Annotated in this window: 28 protein-coding genes; 23 read left to right on the forward strand and 5 right to left on the reverse strand. The window is 30.5% G+C overall.

Features of this window, described 5'->3' with window-relative positions; translation table 11 throughout:
* Positions 1-192: 192 nt before the first annotated feature.
* From ricT to atpG, 22 genes are all read left to right on the forward strand, one after another.
* Positions 193-1,650 carry a regulatory iron-sulfur-containing complex subunit RicT gene (gene ricT / locus Q0881_RS02155; RefSeq protein WP_299156510.1) on the forward strand — a complete coding sequence of 486 codons (1,458 nt, stop codon included), beginning with the start codon at positions 193-195 and terminating at the stop codon, positions 1,648-1,650.
* A complete protein-coding gene (locus tag Q0881_RS02160) occupies positions 1,637-2,125 on the forward strand; it encodes a gliding motility lipoprotein GldH (protein ID WP_299156512.1) in 489 nt (162 codons plus the stop codon). The genes ricT and Q0881_RS02160 overlap by 14 nt, the downstream gene beginning before the upstream one ends.
* Entirely contained in the window at positions 2,125-4,428 is a 2,304-nt protein-coding gene (locus Q0881_RS02165) for a transglycosylase domain-containing protein (protein WP_299156514.1), read from the forward strand. Before Q0881_RS02160 ends, Q0881_RS02165 begins: the two co-directional genes overlap by 1 nt.
* Positions 4,429-4,456: 28 nt before the next feature.
* Positions 4,457-5,158: a CoA transferase subunit A gene (locus Q0881_RS02170; protein ID WP_299156516.1), complete on the forward strand. Its 702-nt coding sequence runs from the start codon at positions 4,457-4,459 to the stop codon at positions 5,156-5,158.
* 4 nt (positions 5,159-5,162) lie between these two features.
* A complete protein-coding gene (locus Q0881_RS02175) occupies positions 5,163-5,819 on the forward strand; it encodes a CoA transferase subunit B (RefSeq protein ID WP_299156518.1) in 657 nt (218 codons plus the stop codon).
* A gap of 26 nt (positions 5,820-5,845) precedes the next feature.
* Complete coding sequence (locus Q0881_RS02180; protein WP_299156520.1) at positions 5,846-6,607, forward strand: exodeoxyribonuclease III; 762 nt, start codon at positions 5,846-5,848, stop codon at positions 6,605-6,607.
* Positions 6,608-6,614: 7 nt separating this feature from the next.
* Positions 6,615-8,138, forward strand: a complete 1,524-nt coding sequence (locus Q0881_RS02185; protein WP_299156522.1) for a lytic transglycosylase domain-containing protein — start codon at positions 6,615-6,617, stop codon at positions 8,136-8,138.
* A 31-nt stretch (positions 8,139-8,169) separates the two neighbouring features.
* Positions 8,170-9,162, forward strand: coding sequence for a DUF4837 family protein (locus tag Q0881_RS02190; protein ID WP_299156524.1), 993 nt, complete (start codon positions 8,170-8,172; stop codon positions 9,160-9,162).
* A 90-nt stretch (positions 9,163-9,252) separates the two neighbouring features.
* On the forward strand, positions 9,253-9,753 hold the full coding sequence (locus Q0881_RS02195; protein ID WP_299156525.1) for a DUF1761 domain-containing protein: 501 nt from the start codon (positions 9,253-9,255) through the stop codon (positions 9,751-9,753).
* Between the two features lie 118 nt (positions 9,754-9,871).
* Complete coding sequence (locus Q0881_RS02200; protein WP_299156526.1) at positions 9,872-11,338, forward strand: DUF5687 family protein; 1,467 nt, start codon at positions 9,872-9,874, stop codon at positions 11,336-11,338.
* A gap of 16 nt (positions 11,339-11,354) precedes the next feature.
* The gene (locus Q0881_RS02205) at positions 11,355-12,050 is read left to right on the forward strand and encodes an ABC transporter ATP-binding protein (protein ID WP_299156528.1); all 696 of its coding nucleotides are present in this window, start codon (positions 11,355-11,357) and stop codon (positions 12,048-12,050) included.
* Between the two features lie 89 nt (positions 12,051-12,139).
* Entirely contained in the window at positions 12,140-14,368 is a 2,229-nt protein-coding gene (locus tag Q0881_RS02210; protein ID WP_299156530.1) for a tetratricopeptide repeat protein, read from the forward strand.
* Positions 14,369-14,386: 18 nt separating this feature from the next.
* Positions 14,387-14,800 carry a polymer-forming cytoskeletal protein gene (locus tag Q0881_RS02215; RefSeq protein WP_299156531.1) on the forward strand — a complete coding sequence of 138 codons (414 nt, stop codon included), beginning with the start codon at positions 14,387-14,389 and terminating at the stop codon, positions 14,798-14,800.
* Entirely contained in the window at positions 14,769-14,999 is a 231-nt protein-coding gene (locus tag Q0881_RS02220; RefSeq protein ID WP_299156533.1) for an AtpZ/AtpI family protein, read from the forward strand. The genes Q0881_RS02215 and Q0881_RS02220 overlap by 32 nt, the downstream gene beginning before the upstream one ends.
* Positions 14,992-15,372, forward strand: a complete 381-nt coding sequence (locus Q0881_RS02225; protein ID WP_299156535.1) for a DUF6168 family protein — start codon at positions 14,992-14,994, stop codon at positions 15,370-15,372. Before Q0881_RS02220 ends, Q0881_RS02225 begins: the two co-directional genes overlap by 8 nt.
* A gap of 135 nt (positions 15,373-15,507) precedes the next feature.
* The gene (atpB, locus tag Q0881_RS02230) at positions 15,508-16,647 is read left to right on the forward strand and encodes a F0F1 ATP synthase subunit A (RefSeq protein WP_299156537.1); all 1,140 of its coding nucleotides are present in this window, start codon (positions 15,508-15,510) and stop codon (positions 16,645-16,647) included.
* A gap of 51 nt (positions 16,648-16,698) precedes the next feature.
* The gene (gene atpE / locus Q0881_RS02235; RefSeq protein WP_299156539.1) at positions 16,699-16,890 is read left to right on the forward strand and encodes an ATP synthase F0 subunit C; all 192 of its coding nucleotides are present in this window, start codon (positions 16,699-16,701) and stop codon (positions 16,888-16,890) included.
* Positions 16,891-16,982: 92 nt separating this feature from the next.
* Complete coding sequence (locus Q0881_RS02240; protein ID WP_299156541.1) at positions 16,983-17,480, forward strand: F0F1 ATP synthase subunit B; 498 nt, start codon at positions 16,983-16,985, stop codon at positions 17,478-17,480.
* A gap of 7 nt (positions 17,481-17,487) precedes the next feature.
* Positions 17,488-18,045 carry an ATP synthase F1 subunit delta gene (gene atpH / locus Q0881_RS02245; RefSeq protein WP_299156543.1) on the forward strand — a complete coding sequence of 186 codons (558 nt, stop codon included), beginning with the start codon at positions 17,488-17,490 and terminating at the stop codon, positions 18,043-18,045.
* A 21-nt stretch (positions 18,046-18,066) separates the two neighbouring features.
* Positions 18,067-19,647 (forward strand): F0F1 ATP synthase subunit alpha, encoded by a 1,581-nt coding sequence (atpA, locus tag Q0881_RS02250; protein ID WP_299156545.1) that lies wholly within the window; start codon positions 18,067-18,069, stop codon positions 19,645-19,647.
* Between the two features lie 55 nt (positions 19,648-19,702).
* Positions 19,703-20,359, forward strand: coding sequence for an FkbM family methyltransferase (locus Q0881_RS02255; protein WP_299156547.1), 657 nt, complete (start codon positions 19,703-19,705; stop codon positions 20,357-20,359).
* Positions 20,360-20,403: 44 nt separating this feature from the next.
* Positions 20,404-21,264: an ATP synthase F1 subunit gamma gene (gene atpG / locus Q0881_RS02260; RefSeq protein ID WP_299156549.1), complete on the forward strand. Its 861-nt coding sequence runs from the start codon at positions 20,404-20,406 to the stop codon at positions 21,262-21,264.
* Between the two features lie 54 nt (positions 21,265-21,318).
* On the opposite strand, the gene dxs is transcribed toward atpG, so the two are convergent.
* Positions 21,319-23,091: a 1-deoxy-D-xylulose-5-phosphate synthase gene (dxs, locus tag Q0881_RS02265; protein ID WP_299156551.1), complete on the reverse strand. Its 1,773-nt coding sequence runs from the start codon at positions 23,089-23,091 to the stop codon at positions 21,319-21,321.
* A 38-nt stretch (positions 23,092-23,129) separates the two neighbouring features.
* Between dxs and rsmI the strand changes: the two genes are divergently transcribed.
* The gene (gene rsmI / locus Q0881_RS02270) at positions 23,130-23,801 is read left to right on the forward strand and encodes a 16S rRNA (cytidine(1402)-2'-O)-methyltransferase (protein ID WP_299156552.1); all 672 of its coding nucleotides are present in this window, start codon (positions 23,130-23,132) and stop codon (positions 23,799-23,801) included.
* Here rsmI and Q0881_RS02275 read toward each other — a convergent pair whose 3' ends face one another.
* Genes Q0881_RS02275 through Q0881_RS02290 form a run of 4 tightly spaced genes read right to left on the reverse strand, consistent with a single transcriptional unit; the run spans position 23,802 to position 26,134 of the window.
* Entirely contained in the window at positions 23,802-24,497 is a 696-nt protein-coding gene (locus tag Q0881_RS02275) for a hypothetical protein (protein ID WP_299156554.1), read from the reverse strand.
* Positions 24,498-24,499: 2 nt separating this feature from the next.
* Positions 24,500-25,144 (reverse strand): hypothetical protein, encoded by a 645-nt coding sequence (locus Q0881_RS02280; protein ID WP_299156556.1) that lies wholly within the window; start codon positions 25,142-25,144, stop codon positions 24,500-24,502.
* Positions 25,145-25,149: 5 nt separating this feature from the next.
* Positions 25,150-25,794 carry a hypothetical protein gene (locus Q0881_RS02285; protein WP_299156558.1) on the reverse strand — a complete coding sequence of 215 codons (645 nt, stop codon included), beginning with the start codon at positions 25,792-25,794 and terminating at the stop codon, positions 25,150-25,152.
* A gap of 1 nt (position 25,795) precedes the next feature.
* Entirely contained in the window at positions 25,796-26,134 is a 339-nt protein-coding gene (locus tag Q0881_RS02290; RefSeq protein WP_299156559.1) for a PadR family transcriptional regulator, read from the reverse strand.
* Positions 26,135-26,164: the final 30 nt, after the last annotated feature.

Raw genomic sequence — 26,164 nt, forward strand, 5'->3', positions numbered from 1 at the left:
TTTTATAAAACTATGGGGTGGTTTTTTTATAAAAGATTCCATTTTAAGTTTTCAGTAGAATATGTATCTTTACTGATTAAGGAAAGTTGTGATAAATTAAAACTTATCTAGCTGAAAATCAATAATAAAAAATATTTTTTGATACTGTAAACATATCAGGTTTAAGAAATATTTATAAAAATATACTATTTTATGAGTTGTAGCAGTTGCTCAACTAACAAAAGCGGTGTTCCTAATGGTTGTAAAAGCAATGGAAATTGTGCAACGGGTACATGTGGAAGTGGAAATAAACTTGCCGTTTTTGATTGGTTATCAAACATGACTTTACCAACAGGTGAAGCTCCATTTAATATATTTGAAGTTCGATTTAAAAATGGACGAAAACATTTTTATAAAAATACAGAAAAATTAACCGTTTCAATGGGTGATGTTGTAGCGGTTGAAGGATCATCAGGACATGATATAGGAATTGTTTCCTTAGCAGGAGAACTTGTAAAAGTTCAAATGAAAAAACGAAAAATTACTTCAGACAGTGAAGATGTTAAGAGAATTTATAGAAAAGCATCACAAAAAGACATTGATATTTGGCAAACAGCCAGAGATAAAGAACAAGAAACACAGCGAAAAGGAAGAGAGATAATTAGTCGTTTAGGATTAAAAATGAAACTTTCTGATGTAGAATATCAAGGAGATGGAACCAAAGCCACTTTTTACTATACAGCTGATGAACGTGTAGATTTTAGACAATTAATTAGAGATTTAGCAGGAACTTTTTCTATTCGAGTAGAAATGCGTCAAGTGGGTATGCGTCAAGAGGCAGCTCGTTTAGGGGGAGTAGGTTCATGTGGTAGAGAATTATGTTGTTCAACTTGGCTAACAGATTTTAGAAAAGTAAATACAGCGGCAGCACGATACCAACAATTATCATTAAATCCACTAAAATTAGCAGGACAGTGTGGTAAATTAAAGTGCTGTTTAAATTTTGAATTAGATACCTATTTAGACGCATTACAAAGTTTTCCAAAACAAGATAAGATACTTAATACAGAAAAAGGAGATGCTGTTTTTGTAAAAATGGATATTTTCAAAAAAATGCTTTGGTATACCTACAAAGAAGAAAGTTTTAAATGGTTTAGATTATCACTAGAACAAGTTCATGAAATTATTGAGTTAAACAAAAATAATGAACTTGCTTTACCGTTAGATGAATATGAACTAGAGATTACTGAAGAAGCAATAGTTGATTTTGAAAACGTAGTTGGTCAAGATAGTTTAACGCGATTTGATACACCTAAAAAGCCAAGAAGAAACAATAGAAGGAAATCAAAAAAACCAATTAATAAAAAGCCTGTAGCTAAAAAAGAAGGAAATAAACCTTCAGAAGAAAAACCAAAAAGGCGACCACAAAAAAATCAAACAAAGCCAGTAGTAGGTAACAAAAACGTTGCTAAGAAAAGAGTTGATAATAGGAAAGAAAAACCAAAAAACAATCCTAAAACAGCTAAATCAAAGACTCAAAAAGGGACTGAAGAAAATAAGACTCAAGCTCAAAAGAAAAAACCAAATAATCAAAGAAGAAGAAATAATAATCAAAAAAATAGAAAGCCAAACGGAAATAAGAACAATGAAACAAAAAATGATAAAGAATAAAATAGGGATATTTTTTCTAACCGTTTTTATGCTAATTTCATGTGATTCAGATAGGGTATATGATGAATATGTTTCACTATCAAATAGCACATGGAGTAAAGAGAATACAATTGCATTTACTTTTCCTATAAAAGATTCTATAAATAAGAAAAATCTATTTATAAACCTTAGAAATAATAAGGACTATAGTTACAGTAATTTGTTTTTAATAACACAAATGGATTTTCCTGACGGAGAAATAATCATTGATACATTAGAGTATGATATGGCTGATCTTACAGGTAAATTCTTAGGGGAAGGCTTTACAGATATAAAAGAAAATAAACTTTTTTATAAAGAAAATATAACATTTCCTAAAACAGGAGAATATACTTTAAAAGTTCGACAAGCTATGAGAAAAAATGGAGCAGTCGAAGGAGTAGAAGAACTAGAAGGTATTACTCAAGTAGGATTTAGAATAGAAAAAATAAAATAATGGCAGAGAAAAAAACAATTAGTTTCAGTAAATATATTAAATGGTTTTGGTCTATCGTTTTGGGAGGCTTCCTTTTTATATGTTTTATGTTTTTATTAGCTTCATGGGGAGTCTTTGGAGCGTTACCATCTTTTGAAGAGTTAGAAAATCCTAAAAGTGATTTAGCAACTGAGGTAATTTCTGCAGATGGAAAAACATTAGGGAAATATTATGTAAAAGCAAACAGAACACCAATTCAATATAAAGACTTACCACAAAATTTAATACAAGCTTTAGTCGCTACCGAAGATGAACGTTTTTACGAACATTCAGGAATAGATTTTAGAGGTTTAGCAAGAGCAGTAGCGAAGTTAGGAGCAGGAGGAGGTGCCAGTACAATTACTCAACAATTAGCAAAGAACTTATTTACTAAAAGAGCATCTAGAAATATAGTAAAAAGAATCATCCAAAAAATGCAAGAATGGGTAGTTGCAGTAAAATTAGAACGTCAATACACAAAAGAAGAAATAGCAACCATGTATTTAAATACACAAGGATTTCTTTTTAATGCAACAGGTATACGTTCGGCTGCACGAATTTATTTTGGTAAAGAGCCAAAAGAATTAGATTTACAAGAATCAGCAATTTTAGTAGCAATGCTAAAAAACCCAAGACAGTTTAATCCACATAGAAAGGTTTCAAAAAAGAAATCATTACAAAGAAGAAATGTAGTGTTTTCACAAATGGCAAAAAATGGACTCTTAACTGAACAAGAAAAGGACTCATTACAAAAGCTACCTTTAAAAATTAACTTCACTCCAGAAAGTCACAGTGATGGATTGGCTACTTATTTTAGAGAAAATTTAAAGCAACGATTAAAGAGATGGGCAAAGAATAACCTTAAGCCAAATGGAGAACCATATAATATATATAAAGATGGTTTAAAGGTATATGTAACTATAGATTCTCGTATGCAAAAATATGCAGAGGAGGCAGTAGAAGAACATATGGCCAACTTACAATCGTTTTTCTTTAAAGAGCAAAAAAAGAATAGAACAGCACCATTTTACGATTTAGATAAAAAGGAGATTTTAAATAGCATGAAACGAGGAAAACGAAGTTCAAATCGTTACAAGCGAATGAAAGCAGCAGGGAAGTCTGAGAAAGAAATAGAAAAATCTTTTAATACAGATACAGACATGCGTGTGTTTTCATGGAAAGGAGATAAAGATACTGTAATGACGCCGTATGATTCAATACGTTATTATAAACATTTCTTACGTTCAGGATTGGTGTCAATAGAACCACAAACTGGCCATATAAAAGCATGGGTTGGAGGAATTAATAATAAGTATTTTAAATATGATGCTGTAGAGCAACAAAAGCGTCAAGTAGGATCTACATTTAAGCCATTTGTATATGCAACAGCAATTAATCAGTTAAAAATGTCTCCTTGCGATAAGCTACCAAATGTTTTATACACAATTCCAAAAGAGAAATATGGAATGCCAGAGGATTGGACACCAAAAAATGCTGTTAATAAATACGGAGGAGAATTAACATTAAAAGCAGCATTAGCAAATTCAACAAATGTAATTACTGCCCAGTTAATAGATAAGGTATCGCCAATAAATGTAGCGCGTTTAGCAGAGTCTGCAGGGATAAAATCAAAAATAGAGGCAAACCCATCAATAGCCTTAGGAGCAATAGATTTATCATTAATAGAAATGGTAAGTGCTTATTCTACTTTTGCAAATAGAGGTTTACGAGTAAGTCCAATGATGATTACGCGTATTGAAGATAAAAACGGAACTATTCTTGAAGAATTTGTGCCAGAAACAAAAGAAGTATTAAGTGAAGAATCTTCGTATGTAATTCTTGATTTAATGAAAGGAGTTACATTAATGGGGTCAGGAGCTAGGTTGCGATCTAATTGGACAACTCATAAGAAAATATCAACAGGTTTTCCTTATAAATTTGATAATCCAATTGCAGGAAAAACAGGAACTACACAAAATCAATCAGATGGTTGGTTTATGGGGATTGTACCAAATTTAGCGACAGGAGTTTGGACTGGAGGAGAAGATAGAGCTACCCACTTTAAAGGTATAGGATATGGACAAGGAGCAACTATGTCTTTACCAACATGGGGATTGTTTATGAGAAAATGTTATGAAGATAAGACGCTTAACATTAGTAAAGAAGATTTTGAAAAACCAGAAGGAGAATTATCAATCAGTATTAATTGTGATGAGGTGAAAAAAGTTGAAGACGATATTGATGATAAAGAGAAGAAAGTAGAGGAAGAAGAAACGGATTTTTAATTTTATTTAGAAAAACAAACAACTAAAAATGATAAATAAAAAGATAAATAACGTACAAGAAGCAGTAGCAGGCGTACAAGACAGAATGACCTTTATGTTAGGAGGTTTTGGTTTGTGTGGTATACCAGAAAATGCGATTGCGGAGTTAGTAAAATTAGGAATAAAAGAAGTTACTTGTATATCCAATAACGCAGGAGTTGATGATTTTGGATTGGGTTTATTATTACAAAATAAACAAATCAAAAAAATGATTTCATCATATGTAGGAGAAAATGATGAGTTTGAACGTCAGATGTTATCAGGAGAATTAGAAGTAGAGTTAACACCACAAGGAACATTAGCAGAAAAATGTAGAGCAGCACAAGCAGGATTTCCAGCATTTTATACACCAGCAGGCTACGGAACAGAAGTGGCAGAAGGAAAAGAAACAAGAGAGTTTGACGGAAAAATGTATGTATTAGAACCAGCATTTAAAGCAGACTTTGCATTTGTAAAAGCATGGAAAGGGGATACAGCAGGGAATTTAATTTTTAAAGGAACAGCACGTAATTTTAATCCAAATATGTGTGGTGCTGCAACAATTACAGTAGCAGAAGTAGAAGAATTAGTGCCAGCAGGAGAATTAGATCCAAATCAGATTCATATCCCAGGGATTTTTGTACAACGTATTTTTCAAGGAGAGAAGTATGAAAAGAGAATTGAACAACGTACAGTAACACCAAAATTGTAATAAAATGGCTTTAACAAAACAACAAATAGCACAGAGAATTGCACAAGAATTACAAGATAAATGGTATGTTAATTTAGGAATTGGGATTCCAACATTAGTAGCAAATTATATTCCAGAAGGAATAGAAGTAGAGTTTCAATCAGAAAATGGATTGCTTGGAATGGGACCTTTTCCGGTAGAAGGAACAGAAGATGCTGATTTAATAAATGCAGGAAAACAAACAGTAACTGTTTTAGATGGAGGATCTATTTTCGATTCTGCAACGAGCTTTTCAATGATCCGTGGACAACACGTACAATTAACAGTTTTAGGAGCAATGGAAGTTGCTCAAAACGGAGATATAGCCAACTGGAAAATTCCAGGAAAAATGGTAAAAGGAATGGGAGGAGCAATGGATTTAGTAGCATCGGCAGACAATATTATTGTAGCCATGATGCATACGAATCGAGCAGGAGCATCAAAACTGCTTAAAAAATGTTCATTACCATTAACAGGAGTTGGTTGTGTAACAAAAGTAGTAACCAATTTAGCAGTTTTAGAAGTAAAAGAAAATGCATTTTACTTATTAGAAAGAGCACCAGGTGTTTCTATTGAAGAAATTCAAGCAGCAACCGAAGGTACTTTAATTATAAATGGAGAAATACCAGAAATGAGTATTTAAAATCAGATAAATCATCTTTTATTAAAATGAAAATAATCTCATACAACGTAAACGGAATACGTGCCGCTTTAAAAAAAGGATTTATCGATTGGTTACAAGCAGCAAATCCAGATGTGATTTGTATTCAGGAAACCAAAGCACATAAAGAACAATTGGATGTAACTGAGTTTGAAAATGCAGGATATCCATATCATTATTGGTTTTCAGCAGAAAAAAAAGGATACTCATCAGTAGCTGTATTTTGTAAAAAAGAGCCAAAGCATGTTGAATTTGGGACAGGAATAGAATCTATGGATTTTGAAGGGAGAAACCTTCGAGTAGATTTTGATGAGGTTTCAGTTATGAGTATGTATTTACCATCAGGTACAAATGCTGCAAGGTTAGATTATAAATTTAACTATATGGATGAGATTTTAGCTTATGCTACTGAATTACGAAAAACGATTCCGAATTTAGTAATCTGTGGAGATTATAATATTTGTCATGAAGCAATAGATATTCATAATCCTAAAATGAAAGGAGTTTCAGGGTTTTTGCCAGAGGAAAGAGAATGGTTAGGTAAATTTATAGATAGTGGATTTATAGATAGTTTTCGTTATTTAAATCCAGAAAGACAAGAGTATTCTTGGTGGAGTTATAGAGCAAATTCTAGAGCAAATAATAAAGGATGGCGTTTAGATTATGCAATGGTAACAGAACCTTTAAAAGATAAAATATCTAGAGCTTATATTTTGCCAGAAGCAAAACATTCTGACCATTGTCCAATAGTTGTAGAATTAGATATTTAAACCAAAGATGAAAAACGTATTAGTACTATTTTTTTTTACAGTATCAATTTTTGCGCAACAACCGGTTGATAGTACTTTAGTTCCAAAAAGTATAGAAATAGCAATTGATTCAACTATAGTAGCAAAAGATTCTATCAAAACAAAACAAGGAGAAGCTATGTTTTCTGATGCAGATTTGAAAATGATAGATAGTTTATTGATAGAAGAAAAGTTTAATTCATCATTATTTGATAGTATTCAGTATGTAATAAATGATAAAGATATTATAGGAAATACAACTACAATTCTTTCAACAGATTTATTAAAAAAGCGTTTGAACGATTTAGATTTAAAAACGCCATTTCATTTAGCATACAATCCAGCATTAGAAAAAGTAATAAACAGTTATTTAAAATACCGTAAAAAGTATTATCCAGCTTTAATGGCAAAGGCAAAATATTATTTTCCAATGTTCGAACAGCATTTAGATCAATATGATGTTCCATTAGAAATGAAATATTTGGCTATAGTAGAATCTGCCTTGCGACCTAATGCACGTTCAAGAGTAGGAGCAACAGGTTTATGGCAATTTATGTATGGTACAGGAATTCAATTTAATTTGAAAGTAAATTCATATGTAGATGACAGGCAAGATCCTGTAAAAGCAACAATAGCAGCGTGTAAATACTTGAGTCAATTATATAAAATATTTGGAGATTGGGATTTAGCATTAGCAGCATATAATTCTGGTCCAGGAAATGTATCAAAAGCCATAAAACGATCAGGAGGATATAAAAACTATTGGAATATTCGACCTTTTTTACCTAGAGAAACAGCAGGATATGTTCCAGCGTTTTATGCAACAATGTATATTTTTGAATATGCAGAAGAACATGGAATTTATCCAGAATCACCAAAAATATTTCATTTTGAAACAGATACAATTCAAGTAAAAAGAACCATCAGTTTTGATCAGATTTCAGAAAAAACAAAGATTGATACTGAGCTGTTATCATTTATAAATCCATCATATAAATTAGATATAATACCTTATGTAAAAAATAAGAATTACGCAGTTAGGTTACCTCGAAGGAATATGATTGAATTTCTTGATAAAGAAAAAGAAATTTATGCATTAGCAAACGAAGATGAAGCAAAGAGAGAGAAACCTTTGCCTAAGTACTTTGAAATGGATAAACGTATTCGTTACAAAGTACGTAGTGGAGATTATTTAGGGAAAATAGCAAATAATTTTGGAGTAAGAGTTAGAGATATAAAACGATGGAATGGTTTAAGAAACCATCGTTTAAAAATAGGACAACGTTTGAGTATTTATCCTAAAAAAATGGCCATTCCTAAGCAAACATCAAAAAGGAAGCATGAAGTGCCAAAAGGGAAACATGAAATTTATATAGTAAAGAATGGAGATTCTTTATGGACTATTTCAAAAAAATACCCATCAATTTCTATAGAACAAATTAAAAAGTGGAATAATATTTGGAGTGTGAAAAGTCTAAAACCAGGAATGAAGCTTAAAATTTTTAAGAGCTAAAATCTACAACTAAACATTAAAAACAGAAACTATGAGAAATATAGCAGTCATATTTGTTTTAGCATTCTTAGTAATTTCATGTAAAACAGGAAATGGAAAGAGTGGTTATACATTGCCAACATCTAATGGTAGTACCAATAAAATAATGGTAGTAACTAAGGCAATAGATTGGGAAGGTAAAATTGGAGATGAAATGCGTACTATCTTTGGTGAGCATCAAGTAGGTTTACCACAGCCAGAAACATTATTATCAGTAAGTCAAATAGACCCAGTAGGGTTTGCTAGTTTTATGCGACATGCTAAAGCTGTTTTAATAATTCAAAATGGGCCAGAAGAAGGTATTAAGGTTGAAAAAAATAGATATGCAGCTCCCCAAATTATAATTTACGCTACAGCTAAAGGAGAAGAAGGGCAATTAAAATTATTAAGAAATAGAGGGAAAGAGATTATTAAATTGTTTAAGGATGAAGATATTGAGTTTACGCAACGTATTTTTAAGAAAGAACGTATAGATGAAACTAAATATAAAACTATTCAAAATCTTGGGGTAACTATAGATGTTCCTAAAAGATTTAATTTAGTAGAAGACACAGGGGATTTTATATGGTTTAGACAACACTTAAAAAGCGGTATAGCAAGAGGAGATGGTACAAACAACATTCTTATATATAGCGTTCCTTTAGAAGATGAAAATACAGTAGCAGATAATATAACGGCAGTACGAGATACTATAGGGAAAAAATACATACCTGGAAGCAAAGAAGGTATGTATATGATTACAGAACAAGCTTATACACCATTTACTTTTGACGCAGAAATAGATGGTAAAAAAGCATATGAAACAAGAGGTAAATGGGAGGTTAAAAATGATTTTATGGCAGGACCATTTATAAATTATACTGTATTAGATAAGAAAAATAATCGATTAATAATTGTTGAAGGATTTACCTATGCTCCTTCGGTGAATAAGCGTAATTTTATTTTCGAATTAGAAGCAATAGCAAAATCAATGAAGATAAAATAGACTTTAATTACAAAAAAGTTATAAAAGCATCAAATATTTATTTGATGCTTTTTTTTGTTATATTTGATTGTAAACCAAAACTTTATATTTATGAAATTCGATTTTTTAATAATTGCAGTAGCAGCATTAATTCCAATGGTAATGGGATTTATTTGGTACGGTCCAATGCTTTTTAAAAATGCATGGATGAAGGAAGTAAACTTCACAGATGAATCAATGAAAGGAGCAAATATGGCTAAGATTTTTGGACTCTCTTATGTGCTTAGTTTTTTAATGGCATTTATTTTACAAACATTAGTAATACATCAATGGGGAGTGCAGTCAGTATTAACTGGCGAACCAGGTTTTATGGAGCAAACTGGAGGAGGATATGCGTATTTTCAGGAATTTATGTCCAATTTTGGAGATAGGTTTAGAACATTTGGCCATGGAGCGTTACATGGAACAATAATTGGATTATTTATAGGCTTACCAATTTTAGGAACACAAGCATTATTTGAAAGAAAGAGTTTTAAATATGTAGCAATAAATGCAGGATATTGGATTATAACATTAGCACTTATGGGAGGAGTTATTTGCCAATGGGCATAAATGTTTTAAGTGAAAAATAAATTAGTAAAAAAGCATCAATTTTATAAAATTGATGCTTTTTTGTGTAACAAATAATTGAAAAAGTATACATATAAGCAATCAATTAATAACTCACCAAATGATTTCACATTTTTTAAAGTTAGAATGGAAACAGTTTTTCCGCTCAGCTTCTTTTGGAAAAAGTATTGGACTAAAAATTATAATGGGCTTTTTTGCTTTGTATCTTTTAGCTACCTTTTTGTTAATGGGAGTAGGAGGGTATTTTATGTTAAGAAAAGAATTTCCAAATAAAGATCCTTTTTTATTGGTAAATCAGTTTATGATTTTCATGGTAATTTCTGATTTAATTTTTCGATATTTAATGCAGAAAATTCCAGTAATGGATATAAAACCTATGTTGCTTTTAGCAATTAAAAAAAGTAAACTAGTAAACTATGTGCTTTTCAAGTCGGTTTTTTCTTTTTTTAACCTAGGTTCTTTTCTTTTATATATTCCGTTTGCAGTAGTGTTAATTACAGAAGGATATGATGTCGCTGGAGTTTTAGGATGGACATTTTTTATAATTATTTTAGGACTTTGTTTGAATTTTCTAAATTTTCTAATTAATAAAAGTAATATAGCACTAGGAGCTTTAATAATATTACTAGGAGGTTTATGGTTTGCTCATAAATATGAGATGACAAATGTAGTTGGGTTTTTTAGAGGACTATTTTATTCGATGTATGAAAACCCATATTTATCAATAATTGGAGTTGTATTTTTAAGTACTTTATATTATTTAAATTTCAAACAATTATCTAAAATTGTATACCTAGATGGGGCTATAAAATCAGAAGAAAAAGAAGCAAAAACAGCAGATTTATCTTTTGTAAATCGTTTAGGAAGTGTTGCTCCGTTTATTAAAAATGACATGCGTTTAATTTGGAGAAATAAAAGAACCAAGACAGTGTTTTTTATGTCGTTTTTCTTTTTATTATTCGGAATAATGTTTTTTACATTAGAAGCATATAAAGATTCTTTGATTTGGCAATTGTACGGAGCTATTTTTGTAACAGGTGGGTTTGCAATAAATTATGGTCAGTTTATTCCAGCATGGGATAGTGAGCATTATAGAATGTTAATGAGTCAAAATTTATCATATCGTAAATTCTTGGAAAGTAAGTGGTACTTAATGGTTGTAATGACAATTATTTTATTTGTGCTATGTACACCTTATTTATACTTCGGAGTGAATAAATACTTATTAATTGTAGCAGGATTCTTCTTTAATTTAGGGTTTACACCATTTATAATGTTGTACATGGGGTCATTTAACAAAAAAAGAATAGATCTTAGTGCTAGCGGTTTTGGGAATACACAAGGTACAAGTGCAGCACAATTTATAGTAATGATTCCAGTATTGGTAATGCCAATGTTAATTTATGCAGTAGTAAATAAAATTTTAGGCTTTAATGCAGCAGTAATTGCTATTGCTTTAGTGGGAATTATTGCATTGTTGCTTAAAAATACCATGATGAATTTTATAGAAAAGAAATATCAAAAAAATAAATACGCTACGATTCACGGATTTAAACAAAAGGACTAACCAAACTCAAAAAAACATGATTACAATAAATAATATATCAAAAAAATATGGATCAACTCAAGTTTTAGATGTTGAGAATTTAAAAATATCAAAAGGAGAATCATTTGGGTTGGTTGGTAATAATGGTGCAGGAAAAACAACGTTATTTAACCTCTTATTAGATTTAATTCGACCTACTACAGGAGAAATAGTAAATAATGAGATTGTGGTAAATAAAAGTGAAGATTGGAAAAATTTTACAGGTTCTTTTATTGATGAATCTTTTTTGATTAGCTATTTAACACCTGAAGAATATTTCGAGTTTGTTGGAGATTTAAGAGGAATGAATAAGGCAGATGTAAAATCGTACTTGAATCAATTTGAAGAATTTTTCAATGGAGAAATATTAGGAAAGAAAAAATATTTAAGAGATTTAAGTAAAGGAAATCAGAAAAAAGTTGGAATTATAGCAGCAATGATGGGAAACCCACAAGTTGTAATTTTAGATGAACCATTTGCAAATTTAGATCCAACAACTCAAATTAGATTAAAAAAACTAATAAAAACATTAACAGATAATAAGGAAGTTACCGTGTTGGTGTCTAGTCATGACCTTAGTCATGTAACAGAAGTTTGCGATCGAATAGTTGTTCTAGATAAAGGAAATGTTGTGAAAGATATCAATACATCACAAGAAACTTTACAAGAATTAGAGAGCTATTTTTCAGCTTAGGCTAAAAATTATCTTTTTATTATTATTTTTACGCTTTTACGTACAATAACTTAACTATAATATTGTTGTACAGTAGAAGCGTAATTCTTATGAAAAAACTATACAAATTCTTAGTTTTCAATATTCTTTTAGCTATTGTGTATTCATGTAGCGTAAAAAAAGATGCTTTTTTAAATCGAAACTTTCATGCAATAACAACAAAATACAATGTGTTATTTAATGGAGAACAAGCTTATTTAAAAGGGTTGAAAGAAATTGAAGATAAACATCAAGACAATTTTTGGAGACGATTAAAAATAGAACCAATAACTTTTGATGAAAACAAAATAGCAGCACCCGCATTACAACCAGGAACAGGTTTTGGTGAAGAAGAGGAGGAAGAGAATAAAAAACTAACACCATTTGATAAAGCAGAAGAAAAGGCGGTAAAAGCAATTCAGAAGCATTCAATGAATATAAATGGGTATGAAAGAAATCGTCAAATTGATGATGCCTATTTATTACTTGGTAAATCAAGGTATTATACACAAAGGTTTATTCCAGCTATAGAGTCTTTTAATTACATAATAGCAAATTATCCAAATGCGAGTTTAATAAATGAAACTAAAATTTGGAGAGCAAAAACAAATATTCGATTAGATAACGAGAAGTTAGCAATAGAATCATTAAAGTTTTTGTTGGAAGTAGAAGAGAATGAAGAAGAATTGCCAGGTGAAATAAGAGAACAAGCGCATACAGCAATGGCAATGGCGTATCAAAAAACAGATACTATTCAAAAAGTAATAGAACATTTAACAGCTGCCTCTAAAATATTTAAAAATAAAGAGCAGGCTGCGAGAAATATGTTTGTTTTAGGACAAATTTATAGCGAATTAGATAGGAGAGATTCAGCAAGAATGGTGTTTAATAAATTAGCAGATTATAAAAAAGCACCTTATAAATACCGTATTAGAGCAAATATTGAATTGGCTAAAAACACTGAGAATGATTCAGCGTCAATAGTTGTTTTAGCAAGAATGAAAAAGTTAATAAGGAATTCAGATAACCGTAAATACCTAAATGCATTATACTACCAAGCAGGAGTTTTAGAGGAAGGAAGAAATAATCCAGAAAAGGCAATAGTCTATTATAAAAAATCATTAAAAGCAAAGAATAATAATGATTATCAAAAAACATATGCCTACGAACATTTAGGGAATATAGCATTTGAAAAAGAAAATTATCTGTTAGCAGGGGCATATTACGATAGTGTGTTACAGGTAACCTCTAAAGAGTTTGATCAAGAGAAAAGAATTCGTAGAATCCGCAGAAAAAATAAAGGATTAACAACTTTAAGGAAACACGAAGAAGTAGTTAAAAATAACGATAGTATACTTAAGCTTGTAGCAATGACAAAAGAAGAACAAAATTCTTTTTTTGAAAAATACATTGAAAAAATTAAGAAAGAAGACGAAGAGAAACAACAGCAATTATTAAATGCTCAAAATTTCGGAAGTACATTTGGAGGTGGAGCATCGGTAAATAACTCAAATAAGGGAAAGTGGTATTTTTATAATACTCAAGCCTTAGGTTTTGGTAAAGCAGAGTTTCAAAAAGTATGGGGAACTAGGCCGTTAGAAGATAATTGGAGATTGTCAGATAAATCAACAAATACGATTGACGATGTTGAAGAAGCATCATCTGAGCCAAAAGTAAATAAACGATATGAGTTGGCAACTTATATAAATGAAATACCAACAGATAAGAGTGAAATAGATAAACTGGTAGTAGATCGTAACGAAGCATTGCACCAACTAGGATTGATTTATAAAGAGCAGTTTAAAAATCCTGAATTGGCAATTAAAAACCTTGAACGTTTACAAGAAGAGCGCAAAGACAATAAATTAGAGCTACCTATTAGTTATCACTTATATCAAATTTATTCTAATTTAAATAATAAAGAAAAGGCAACTCAGTATAAAAATGTTATATTAAATAAATATGCAGATACTAAGTTTGCACAAATAATAAAAAACCCTAATAAAAAACTAACAGAAGAGAAAAAGGAAGATATAGTTTTAAATAAATATAAAGAAATTTACTATTTATATAAAGAAAATAAATTTGAAGAGGTTGTAAATGAGGTAGATGAATTTTTACCAACAATAAGTAATTCAAATTTAATTCCTAAATTTGCACTCCTAAAAGCTTTAGCTGTAGGTAAGTATAATGATAAAGAGGTGTATAAGAAAGCCTTAGAGTTTGTGTCAATTAGTTATGCAAACACAGAAGAAGGAAAGAAAGCAAAAGAAATAATTAAAAGGTTAGGTAAAAATTAATCCCCAAAACTCCCCAATATGTTTAGTAAAGAAAACAAGAAAGTAAAAGCAGGCGAAAAAAAAGTATCAGAAAGAAATATCATAGGTAAGAATACCAAGATAGCTGGAGATATTATTTCAGAAGGTGACTTTAGAATAGATGGAACTTTAGAAGGAACTATAAAAACAGATGGTAGAGTTATCATAGGTGATTCAGGTTTTATAAAAGGAAAGGTAGAATGTACAAATGCAGATGTAGAAGGGAAGTTTTCAGGAGAATTGATGGTTTCAAATACATTAACAGTAAAGTCTTCAGCAAATATTAATGGAGATGTAATTATAGGTAAGCTTTCGGTAGAACCAGGAGCAGAATTCAACGCTACTTGTGCTATGAAAGGAGCAGTAAAGGAATTAAATAAAGATGAGCAAAAAACAAAAGGGCAAACCGCTTAATAAATACATTCGGTTTACCACTATTGCTTTTCAAATGGGTTTAACCATTTATCTAGGTAGTTTACTAGGTGAATGGTTAGATACCAAATATCCAAACAATGGAGATTTATACACTAAAATATGCACATTAGCAGCTGTTTTTCTAGCTATGTTCTCCGTTATTCAACAAGTTACAAAAATATCAAAAGATAATGATTAAACGAATTTTGTTTTTTCTTGCTGCAGTACTTATCATCTTTGCAGTAAGTTACTTTCCTCATAATTATGTTTTAACATCAAAAGAAATTCAATTATCATTTTCATTATTTGCAGTTTATCTATTTCATGTAATTGGAGCAACAATTGTTTATGTAATAGTTGAATTTATCGCAGATAAAATTCCAAATCAAGCAGGTTACGCATACTTAGCATCTGTGTTTTTAAAAATAGGTTTTTTTGTGTTGGTTTTTCAAGCTTCGGTTTTTGCAAACGGACAACTTACTAAGCCAGAAAGATTTTCATTGGTAATTCCATTGTTTTTATTTTTAATTCTTGAGGCTATTGCTATTTCAAAACTATTGAACAGCAAATAGTTTACTTGTTTTTAGGTTAAAATAATATCCTAAAAACATTCTCAAAAAACTAAATAAAAAAACGGTTTGTAGTTTTAATTAAATGTTTACCTTTGCACGGAAATTTAGAGACCATAACCCTATATTTAAAAAGGTATGATGATAGCAAAAAAATCTATCAAATTTTTAACAGTTTTAGCATTAGTTTTTACTTCTTTTGGAGTATTTGCTAGTGGAGGAGAGAAGAAATCTTCAGATAACGATGGTGGAAAAGTAAACACCAAAGAAGAAATTAGCAGTTACATCAAGCATCACTTGGCGGATTCACATGATTTTTCATTGTTTTCGTACTCAAACGATGCAGGAGAACGTAAACATGTAGGTTTTCCGTTGCCAGTGATTGTTTGGACAAGTAGAGGTTTGAAAACTTTTATGTCTTCTAAGTTTCATCATAATGATGATGGGAAGTTAGTTGTTGATTCAGGAGGAGTTAAATTAATAAAAATTCATAGTAAGATTTATGAGTTAGATGGAGAAGCTACTGAGGTTTCTTTTGATGAAGCTCATCATGCAACGAATGCACATAAAGTTTTAGATTTATCTATAACAAAAAGTGTTTTCGGTATCTTATTAGCTGGTTTGTTAATGTTTTTAGGATTTGGGTCGTTGGCTAAAGGGTATAAAAAAGGAGCAATTCCTACAGGAGTTGGTCGTGTTTTAGAACCATTAGTATTGTATGTAAGAGATGAGATAGCAAGACCAAATATTGGAGAGAAAAAATATAAGAGATTTATGCCTTATTTATTAACGGTGTTTTTCTTTATTTGGATATTAAACTTATTAGGGTTAACGCCATTAGGTTTTAATGTTACAGGTCAAATTGCTATAACTGTAGGTTTAGCGTTGTTTACATTGGTGGTTTATATTACTAATGGGACAAAAGATTTTTGGGCACATACCTTATGGATGCCAGGAGTACCTAAGGTTTTAAGACCAGTTTTAGCAGTTTTAGAATTGGCTGGTTTTTTGCTGATTAAGCCATTTTCATTATTAGTGCGTTTGTTTGCAAACATAACTGCAGGTCACTCGGTAGTTATGGGTATTGCAGCGCTTATGGTGTTGTTGAAGTCTGAATTTGGAACTGTTGGAGCAACAGGAATTTCATTTTTGTTGACTTTGTTTTTAACAATTATTGAATTATTAGTAGCTTTTTTACAGGCATTTATTTTTACAATGCTTTCTGCCTTATTTATTGGAATGGCAGTAGAAGAGCACGATCATGCACATGATCACTAGAAGTTATAAAGTAGAATAAGAATTTGTTTAATTTAATATAAATCAATTAGTATGTACAATTTAATTGGAGCAGGATTAATCGTAATCGGTGGAGGAATCGGATTAGGTCAAATTGGAGGAAAAGCAATGGAAGGAATTGCTCGTCAACCTGAGGCTGCTGGTAAAATCCAAACAGCGATGATCATTATCGGAGCATTATTAGAAGGTTTAGCATTTGGTGCTTTACTTTTAGGAAAAGGATAGTCCGAAACAAAAACAACGAAAACATTTTCTGCAACGGTTGGTTGCAGAAATGTTTTTAAAATTAAACAACAAAAAGACAACAATTAAGTATTATGGATATTTTTAATGATTTTTCGATAGGATTATTTGCAATGCAATTAACTATCTTAATCCTATTATTATTTTTATTAGCAAAATTTGCTTGGAAACCAATCTTAAGCTCTTTAGATGAAAGAGAAGAAGGAATTCAAAATGCATTAGATCAAGCAGAGAATGCTCGTAAAGAAATGCAAAATTTACAAGCAGATAATGAAAAAATGATCAAGGAAGCACGTGCAGAGAGAGATGCAATGATGAAAGATGCTCGTGAAATTAAAGATAACATTATCGCTGAAGCAAAAGAAGAGGCTCAAGATCAAGCTTCTATTATGATTGAAAATGCAAAAGCAACAATTAAGCAAGAGCAACAAGCTGCAATTGCTGAGTTAAAGAAGAATGTAGCAGAGTTATCAATCAGCATTGCTCAACAAGTAGTAAGAAAAGAATTAACTTCACAAGACGATCAATTAAAACTTGTAGAAGGAATGTTAGAAGAGGTTACTTTAAACTAATCAAACAATGAAAGGAGCAAGACCAGCATTACGTTACGCAAAAGCAATATTAAATCTAGCTAAAGAGTCAGGAAATGAAACTTTAGTAAACGATAACATGAAGTTAATCGTAGAAACTATTGCAGGAAGTAGTGATTTAGAAACAATGCTTAAAAGCCCTGTAATTAAAGCTGCAGATAAACGTAAAGTTTTAGTAGCTCTTTTTGGTGATAAAGTAGATAATATCTCAAAAGGCTTATTTAACTTATTAGAAGAAAATAAGCGTATGGTTATGTTAGAGCCAATTGCAAAGCAATATTCTATCATTTACGATTACCATAAAAGAATGCAGGTTGCTAAGGTTACTACAGCAGTAGCTTTAACTAAAGAATTAGAAGATAAAATACAAGCGAAGATTGTAGAACTTACAGGAAATAGCGCAAGTATAGAAAATATTGTAAATCCAAATATTTTAGGAGGATTTATTTTACGTGTTGGAGATGTACAGTATGATGCAAGTATCTCTAATCAATTTAATGAATTAAGAAGAGAATTTGACAATAGTCATTACATTCCACAAATTTAATTATACATCAAAAGAAATAAGATGGCAGCAATTAAACCAGCTGAAGTATCAGCAATTTTAAAGGAACAATTAACAAATTTCGAGTCTAAAGCTTCATTAAATGAAGTAGGTACTGTATTACAAGTAGGTGATGGTATTGCTCGTGTTTATGGTTTATCTAACGTACAATATGGTGAGTTAGTTGAATTCGATAACGGATTAGAAGGTATCGTATTAAACTTAGAAGAAGATAATGCAGGTGTTGTATTATTAGGAGCTTCTACATCAGTAAGAGAAGGTTCTACTGTTAAACGTACAGAGAGAATTGCTTCTTTAAGAGCAGGTGAAGGAATTGTAGGACGTGTTGTTAATACTTTAGGTCAGCCAATTGATGGTAAAGGACCAATCGAAGGAACAACTTACGAAATGCCATTAGAGCGTAGAGCTCCAGGGGTAATTTATCGTGAGCCTGTAACTGAACCAATGCAAACAGGTATCAAGTCTATTGATGCAATGATTCCTGTAGGACGTGGACAACGTGAGTTAATCATTGGAGACCGTCAAACTGGTAAATCAACAGTTGCTATTGATACTATCTTAAACCAAAAAGAATTTTATGATGCAGGACAACCAGTGTACTGTATCTACGTAGCTATTGGTCAAAAAGCTTCAACTGTAGCAGCAATTGCTAACATGTTAGAAGAAAAAGGAGCTTTAGCATATACAACTATAGTTGCTGCAAATGCATCAGATCCTGCACCAATGCAGGTATATGCACCATTCGCAGGAGCTGCAATTGGAGAATATTTCCGTGATACTGGTAGACCAGCATTAATTGTTTATGATGATTTATCTAAACAAGCAGTTGCTTACCGTGAGGTATCTTTATTATTAAGAAGACCACCGGGACGTGAGGCATATCCAGGGGATGTATTCTATTTACATTCAAGATTATTAGAGCGTGCTGCAAAAGTTATCAATGATGACAAAATTGCAAGTGAAATGAACGATTTACCAGATTCTTTAAGAAGTATCGTAAAAGGTGGAGGTTCTTTAACTGCATTACCAATTATTGAAACACAAGCAGGGGACGTTTCAGCATATATTCCAACAAACGTAATTTCGATTACTGATGGACAAATTTTCTTAGAATCAGATTTATTTAACTCTGGGGTTCGTCCAGCAATTAACGTAGGTATTTCTGTATCTCGTGTTGGAGGTAATGCACAGATTAAATCAATGAAAAAAGTATCAGGTACTTTAAAGTTAGATCAAGCTCAATACCGTGAATTAGAAGCATTCGCTAAGTTTGGTTCTGATTTAGATGCAGCTACAATGAATGTGATTTCTAAAGGACAACGTAATGTTGAAATCTTAAAGCAAGCACAAAACGATCCTTTTACAGTAGAAGATCAGGTTGCAATTATTTATGCAGGTTCTAAGAACTTGTTAAAAGATGTACCTGTAAATAAAGTAAAAGAATTCGAAAAAGATTATATCGAGTATTTAAATGCAAAGCATAGAGATACATTAGATACATTAAAGGCAGGAAAATTAACTGATGAAGTAACAGATACGTTAACATCAGCAGCAGCAGAAATTTCTGCTAAATTTTCAAACTAAATTTATTTAAAATAGTATAATCTCTTTAATAAAAACAAGTAAGATCCGTAACTAAATGTTTAAAAAACTTTTCAAAGATATAATCGAAAAGAAAAAACAGCGCAAGATTCAAAAGGCGCGTTGTAAACCTTGGTTTGCGGTTAATGGAGATGAAACTTTACGTTTAGATTATGATTTATCAGAATCTTCTGTTGTATTAGATTTAGGAGGTTTTAAAGGTAATTTTGCAAATAGTATATATGAAAAGTATGCTTGTGAAATCTATGTTTTTGAACCCGTAAAATCATTTTATGATATTATAGAAGAAAAGTTCAAGAATAATGAAAAAGTAAAACCTTTTCATTATGGTTTATCGAATGAAGATAAACAACTTTCTATAAGTAATACTGGAGATGCCTCTTCTGTATATATAGAAACTGAGAATTCTGAAAAAATAGAATTAAAATCTATTGTAAATTTTATTAAAGAAAATAATATTACTAATGTTGATTTAATAAAAATCAATATTGAAGGAGGAGAATATGAGGTGTTAGAATCTCTTTTAGAAAGTGGATTAATATCCCATTTTAAAAATTTACAGATTCAATTTCACGATTTCATTATAGAAAATGCTAGAGAGCGAATGGAAAACATTCAAAAGAAATTAGCAGAAACTCATGAAATTACCTATCAATATGATTTTGTTTGGGAAAACTGGAAAATTAAAAGTTAAATTTTTTAGTGAACATTAAAAAAGCATACGCATAACTAGAAATTATGGCAAATTTAAAAGAAATACGTAATAGAATTACTTCAATTAAATCAACAATGCAGATTACCTCTGCCATGAAAATGGTATCGGCTGCAAAGTTGAAAAAAGCTCAAGATGCTATTACTGCAATGCGTCCGTATTCGTCTAAGCTTACTGAATTATTGCAAAGCTTAAGCGCTACTTTAGATAGTGATGCTGGTGGAGCATATTCTACACAAAGAGAAGTAAATAAAGTATTACTAGTTGTGGTTACTTCTAACAGAGGTTTATGTGGTGGTTTTAACTCTTCTATAATTAAAGAAACTGTTAAAACTATTGATGAAAAATACAATGGAGTTTCTGTAGATTTATTAACTATTGGTAAAAAAGGAAACGATATTTTATCAAAAGAGAATAATGTTATTGAAAATAGAAATGATATTTTCGATGAGTTGACTTTTGATAATGTAGCTAAAGTAGCTGAACAATTAATGGATTTATACGTTGCTGGTTCTTACGATAAGATAGAACTTGTTTACAATAGATTTAAGAATGCTGCAACTCAAATACCACAGGTTGAACAGTTCTTGCCAATTGAGCCAGTTGAAAGTGATGAGAATGTAAATTTAGATTACATTTTTGAACCTTCAAAAGAAGAGATTGTATTAGAATTAATACCAAAATCTTTAAAAACTCAATTATACAAAGCAATTCGTGATTCTTTCGCAGCTGAACACGGAGCTCGTATGACTGCAATGCACAAAGCAACAGATAATGCAACTGAACTACGTGATGAGTTATTATTAACGTATAATAAAGCACGTCAAGCTGCAATTACTAATGAAATTTTAGAGATTGTTGGTGGAGCAGAAGCATTGAATAATTAAGAGATAACAATTTATCTATATAAATAAAAAAGCGAACCAATTTGGTTCGCTTTTTTATTTTAAAATATTTTTAATTGTTTCTTGAATTGAATCTACATCTAAACCACATTGTTTTTGTAATTCATCTATAGTACCATGATGAATAAAATCATCTGGAACTCCTAAAATTTTTATATGTCCTCTGTAATTTGCCTCAGCGGCATATTCTAGAATAGCACTACCTAGTCCTCCTTTGATTGTTCCATCTTCAATAGTTATAATTTTATTGAATTTATTAAAGATCTTTAGAAGTAGTTTTTTGTCTAAAGGTTTTATAAATCGAATATCGTAATGAGCTATAGAATGTTTGTTTTTTGTCTTTTTTATAACCTCTGAGGTATTATTAGCAATTGTACCACTAGATAGTATAGCTAGATCATTTCCATCTTCTAAACAAATATTTTCGCCTATGCTTATTTTTTTAAAAGGAAGTTTCCATTTTTCTAATTTCCCTTTTCCTCTAGGGTAACGAATAGCTATAGGTTTTTCAATTCCTAATTGTACTGTATACATTATGTTTCGTAACTCTATTTCGTTACGAGGAGCGAAAATTATTAAATTAGGAATACAACGCAGGTAAGCTAAATCGAAAACCCCATGATGCGTAGCACCATCTTGTCCAACTAAACCAGCTCTATCTAAACAAAAAACAACAGGTAAACTTTGTAAAGCAACATCGTGTATTATCTGATCGTATGCTCGTTGTAAAAATGTAGAATAAATATTACAAAAAGGAATTATTCCTTGAGTCGCCATTCCAGCAGCTAAAGTTACCGCGTGTTGCTCAGCAATACCCACATCAAAAGTGCGCTCTGGAAATTTATCTAACATAAATTTTAAAGAGCTTCCAGTAAGCATAGCTGGGGTAATTCCTACTATTTTTTCATTCAATTCAGCTAATTCTACAATAGTTTTACCAAATACATCTTGAAACTTTGTAAACTTACTAGCTTCTTTAGGTAAAACATCACCAGATATTTTATCAAACTTACCAGGAGCATGATATTTTACTTGATCTTGCTCAGCTTGTCGAAGACCTTTTCCTTTAGTAGTAATTACATGTAAAAACTTAGGCCCTTCAATTTGTTTTAACCTATTTAACTCTAATAAAAGCTCTTCAAAATTATGTCCATCAATAGGACCAGAATAATCAAAATTTAAAGCTTCAAAAATATTGTGTTGCTCAATATCCGATCGCGTAGATTTTATTCGTGTTAAATAATGTTTTAAAGCTCCAACAGAAGGATCTATACCTATAGCATTATCGTTTAAAACAACTAGTAAGTTAGCATTGGTGTCTCCGGCGTGATTTAAAGCTTCAAAAGCCATTCCACTAGCAATAGAAGCATCACCAATTACAGCAATATGATGTTTATTTTTTCCTTGGAGTTTAGAAGCAATAGCCATTCCTAAAGCAGCAGAAATTGAGGTTGATGAATGTCCAACGCCAAAAGTATCATAGTCACTTTCAGAACGTTTAGGAAAACCTGAAATTCCGTTTAATTGACGATTGGTATGAAAAATATCTTTTCTGCCAGTTAAAATTTTATGGCCATAAGCTTGATGTCCTACATCCCAAACTAATTGATCTGTTGGAGTATCGAATATATAATGCAAAGCAATGGTAAGTTCAACAACACCTAAACTAGCACCTAAATGACCTTCTTTAGTAGCAACTACATCAATAATAAATTCACGTAATTCCTTAGCTAATAAAGGCAATTCATTATTTGCTAATTGTCTTACATCAGTAGGGAAATCAATATTTTTTAACAGCTTTTTTGGCATACCACAAATGTACTAAAACTTTGTTGTAGCTTTGCTGTATGAGTAAATTGTATTTGGTACCAACACCTATTGGAAATTTAGAAGATATTACGTTAAGAGCGCTTAGAGTTTTAAAAGAAGTTGATTATATTTTAGCTGAAGATACCCGTACTAGCGGAAAGCTATTAAAGCATTTTGAAATTAGTACGCCTATGCAATCTCATCATATGCATAATGAGCATAAAACAGTAGAAACTATTGTAAAAAGAATACAAAGTGGAGAAGTTTTTGCAATGATTTCAGATGCTGGAACTCCAGCAATTTCAGATCCAGGTTTTTTATTAACTAGGGCATGTGTTCAGCATAATATTGACGTTGAGTGTTTACCAGGAGCAACTGCTTTTGTGCCAGCTTTGGTAAATTCAGGTTTACCAAATGATAAATTTGTTTTCGAAGGTTTTCTACCTGTTAAAAAAGGAAGGCAAACGAGACTACAGTTTTTAGCTGAAGAAAAACGTACCATGATTTTTTACGAGAGCCCTCATAAATTATTAAAAACATTAACACATTTTGGAGAATATTTTGGAAAAGACAGACAAATTTCTGTCTCTAGAGAATTGACAAAATTATTTGAAGAAACCAAGCGAGGAGATATAGCAGAAGTGTTATCATATTATACAGAAAAGCCAGCAAAAGGCGAAATTGTGATTATTGTTGATGGTAAAAAATAATTAGACAAGTTTGTATTCTGGGTAATGCTTTTCTAATAGTTTCTCAGCTTTTTGAGGTAGAACAATTAAAGAAATATAGCCAACGATTATTATTATTGATGAAATTAAAGCTATAGGTATTGTAACATACCATTCAAAGTTTGCTATTCCCTCAATATTAATAAATAATTGAAAGATATATATCGGAACCAAAGCTGTATTAGCAGCTCCCTGTTTGAAAATAAAATCTTCAAGTAACCATAATTTACCAGACTTCTTTTTTCTTATTTTAACTTCTTTTTTTAATTGGTACAGTTTAATTGAAAGATAGACTATATATAAAATCCATATTCCCATAAAATACATTGAAGATAAGTTTGAAGTTAATAATGTATAAAAGAAAAAGAATAAAGTTATTGTGGCAATTAGGTTAGGTAAACGAAACCAATCTTTAACAAAAGATAAAATAATTTTATAATATTTTTTATTTAACTGTTTTTGCTTCTCTTCTACAACATCCATAAAACCAAAAATGCCAAATTTTTTAAAAGATATATCTCTAGCTTGTTCAAATGTTAAGGTAGATTTATCTTCTAAAATTTGTTCAATGTCATTCGCTAAATGATCTACTAATTCTGTTTGCACATCATAGTGTTCAACAAAATGCTGACGTGTAAATGTGTAAAGTTGTTCTATTTGTTGGTTTGTTAGCGTCATAGTTATTTCTCTATTAATAATGTATATTTCTCTTTTTCTTTTCTGTGCTTAAAGTTTAGAACAATTAAGTAACAGTTTGAAAAAGTGAATAATATTAGAATCTCTATTGAAGGAACATCAAACGAATACATAAATAATAGAATACCGCCAAGAAACAATTGAGTCTCTTGAGTTTTAATCAAAAAACTGTATACAGTTTTATTAATTTCCCTTCTAGATTTATAAATAATAAATCCAGAAATTATTGAAAAAACTGAAGCTATTAATAATCCTTGTGAATTGACAGCATCTAAAACAATTTTAAATAAAGATAGATTTAAAAGCATTCCTAAAAATATAGGTATAGAGATTAATAATGCAACTTTAGTATATAATTTTTTGTGAATCTTCTTAGCTTTTTTTATTACAGTTTTAGGTGATGAATATGCCCATCCTAATAAAAAGCTTGAATCTGTATTAAGTTGTTTATTCCATCCATCTGTTACTTGATAAAAGATAGTTTCAAAATTAGTATTTTCTATTTCTAATTTTTGCTCTATTTGAGAAATAATATGGTCAAAAATTTCTATTCTAAAATCAATTAGTTTAACGCCTTTAGTATCTAAGTAATTGCTAATTCTTTGTATTTGATTATCTGTTAATTCCATAGCTGTTATTTTAACAAGTGTTTGTATTTGTTTAAAATTGTTGTTCTCTTCTTCTCAATAATAATTAACCCAGCTACACTTAGACTAAAAGCTATTAACCAATAGATAAAAAATAATATTCTGTGAGTATTTAAATAATCTTTAACTAAAGTGAAAGAGAAAAGAAAAACTTGGGATAAACTCATAATGTTTCCCAAATATTTAAAAGAAATGAGCTGTCTTACTTTTTTATTTTCATGATAGGTTAGGTATAAACCGTATAGAATTTGAAAAACTATAGAACAGAAAAAAACTAAGTAGAGTTGAGAGTTATTTAAAGTAAAAGAAAGACTTAAAATGACTAAAGTACTTAACAAACTTATAGGAAGTGTTTTTAAATTTGTAAAAAAACGATAACTAGTTATCCATAGTTCTTTTTGATAAGCCCAGTGTATTTTTGAGCCTCTATCTTTACCATATTGGAATATGAAATTAGATTTGTCGGCTAAATATTGAGACAAATTACCATCTTTTGTAGTTTCTTCAAAATCACAGATAAGATGATCCATTAACTCATAACGTTCTTCTTCATCAGAAAAAGACTTCTTCTTTTTTAGATAATTATATAAAAAAGCTACTTGTTTTTCTGTTATAGTATATTTTTTTTTCATTTTATTCTAAGCCAAATTTAGGATTAACTAGTTGCTGCATTGTTTGTAAAAACTCTTGCATTTCTGCAAGTCTATTTACAGTTTCCTTAGTACCGCTTTCTGTCAATTTATAATACTTGCGAAGTCTATTTCCAACTTTAACAACTTCAACATCTAGCAAACCTTCAGCTTCTAGTTTATGTAAAGCAGGATATAGTGCACCTTCGGTAATTTTTAATTCACCTTTGGTTAACTCTTTTACTTTTTGAGTTATTTCATAGCCATACATTTTATCATTTTGTGCCAATAGCTTTAAAATAATAGTCTGTAATGAGCCTTTGTATAATTTTTGATTTCCCATAATTCAGATACCTAAAAAACTTAGGTATGC

The organism is uncultured Tenacibaculum sp. (assembly GCF_947494125.1).
GTDB lineage: Bacteria > Bacteroidota > Bacteroidia > Flavobacteriales > Flavobacteriaceae > Polaribacter.

Bases quoted from the DNA above. Each gene is read 5' to 3' on its own strand.
- ricT (WP_299156510.1), top strand. From the start codon at position 193: ATGAGTTGTAGCAGTTGCTCAACTAACAAAAGCGGTGTTCCTAATGGT.
- Q0881_RS02160 (WP_299156512.1), top strand. From the start codon at position 1,637: ATGATAAAGAATAAAATAGGGATATTTTTTCTAACCGTTTTTATGCTA.
- Q0881_RS02165 (WP_299156514.1), top strand. From the start codon at position 2,125: ATGGCAGAGAAAAAAACAATTAGTTTCAGTAAATATATTAAATGGTTT.
- Q0881_RS02170 (WP_299156516.1), top strand. From the start codon at position 4,457: ATGATAAATAAAAAGATAAATAACGTACAAGAAGCAGTAGCAGGCGTA.
- Q0881_RS02175 (WP_299156518.1), top strand. From the start codon at position 5,163: ATGGCTTTAACAAAACAACAAATAGCACAGAGAATTGCACAAGAATTA.
- Q0881_RS02180 (WP_299156520.1), top strand. From the start codon at position 5,846: ATGAAAATAATCTCATACAACGTAAACGGAATACGTGCCGCTTTAAAA.
- Q0881_RS02185 (WP_299156522.1), top strand. From the start codon at position 6,615: ATGAAAAACGTATTAGTACTATTTTTTTTTACAGTATCAATTTTTGCG.
- Q0881_RS02190 (WP_299156524.1), top strand. From the start codon at position 8,170: ATGAGAAATATAGCAGTCATATTTGTTTTAGCATTCTTAGTAATTTCA.
- Q0881_RS02195 (WP_299156525.1), top strand. From the start codon at position 9,253: ATGAAATTCGATTTTTTAATAATTGCAGTAGCAGCATTAATTCCAATG.
- Q0881_RS02200 (WP_299156526.1), top strand. From the start codon at position 9,872: ATGATTTCACATTTTTTAAAGTTAGAATGGAAACAGTTTTTCCGCTCA.
- Q0881_RS02205 (WP_299156528.1), top strand. From the start codon at position 11,355: ATGATTACAATAAATAATATATCAAAAAAATATGGATCAACTCAAGTT.
- Q0881_RS02210 (WP_299156530.1), top strand. From the start codon at position 12,140: ATGAAAAAACTATACAAATTCTTAGTTTTCAATATTCTTTTAGCTATT.
- Q0881_RS02215 (WP_299156531.1), top strand. From the start codon at position 14,387: ATGTTTAGTAAAGAAAACAAGAAAGTAAAAGCAGGCGAAAAAAAAGTA.
- Q0881_RS02220 (WP_299156533.1), top strand. From the start codon at position 14,769: ATGAGCAAAAAACAAAAGGGCAAACCGCTTAATAAATACATTCGGTTT.
- Q0881_RS02225 (WP_299156535.1), top strand. From the start codon at position 14,992: ATGATTAAACGAATTTTGTTTTTTCTTGCTGCAGTACTTATCATCTTT.
- atpB (WP_299156537.1), top strand. From the start codon at position 15,508: ATGATGATAGCAAAAAAATCTATCAAATTTTTAACAGTTTTAGCATTA.
- atpE (WP_299156539.1), top strand. From the start codon at position 16,699: ATGTACAATTTAATTGGAGCAGGATTAATCGTAATCGGTGGAGGAATC.
- Q0881_RS02240 (WP_299156541.1), top strand. From the start codon at position 16,983: ATGGATATTTTTAATGATTTTTCGATAGGATTATTTGCAATGCAATTA.
- atpH (WP_299156543.1), top strand. From the start codon at position 17,488: ATGAAAGGAGCAAGACCAGCATTACGTTACGCAAAAGCAATATTAAAT.
- atpA (WP_299156545.1), top strand. From the start codon at position 18,067: ATGGCAGCAATTAAACCAGCTGAAGTATCAGCAATTTTAAAGGAACAA.
- Q0881_RS02255 (WP_299156547.1), top strand. From the start codon at position 19,703: ATGTTTAAAAAACTTTTCAAAGATATAATCGAAAAGAAAAAACAGCGC.
- atpG (WP_299156549.1), top strand. From the start codon at position 20,404: ATGGCAAATTTAAAAGAAATACGTAATAGAATTACTTCAATTAAATCA.
- dxs (WP_299156551.1), bottom strand. From the start codon at position 23,091: ATGCCAAAAAAGCTGTTAAAAAATATTGATTTCCCTACTGATGTAAGA.
- rsmI (WP_299156552.1), top strand. From the start codon at position 23,130: ATGAGTAAATTGTATTTGGTACCAACACCTATTGGAAATTTAGAAGAT.
- Q0881_RS02275 (WP_299156554.1), bottom strand. From the start codon at position 24,497: ATGACGCTAACAAACCAACAAATAGAACAACTTTACACATTTACACGT.
- Q0881_RS02280 (WP_299156556.1), bottom strand. From the start codon at position 25,144: ATGGAATTAACAGATAATCAAATACAAAGAATTAGCAATTACTTAGAT.
- Q0881_RS02285 (WP_299156558.1), bottom strand. From the start codon at position 25,794: ATGAAAAAAAAATATACTATAACAGAAAAACAAGTAGCTTTTTTATAT.
- Q0881_RS02290 (WP_299156559.1), bottom strand. From the start codon at position 26,134: ATGGGAAATCAAAAATTATACAAAGGCTCATTACAGACTATTATTTTA.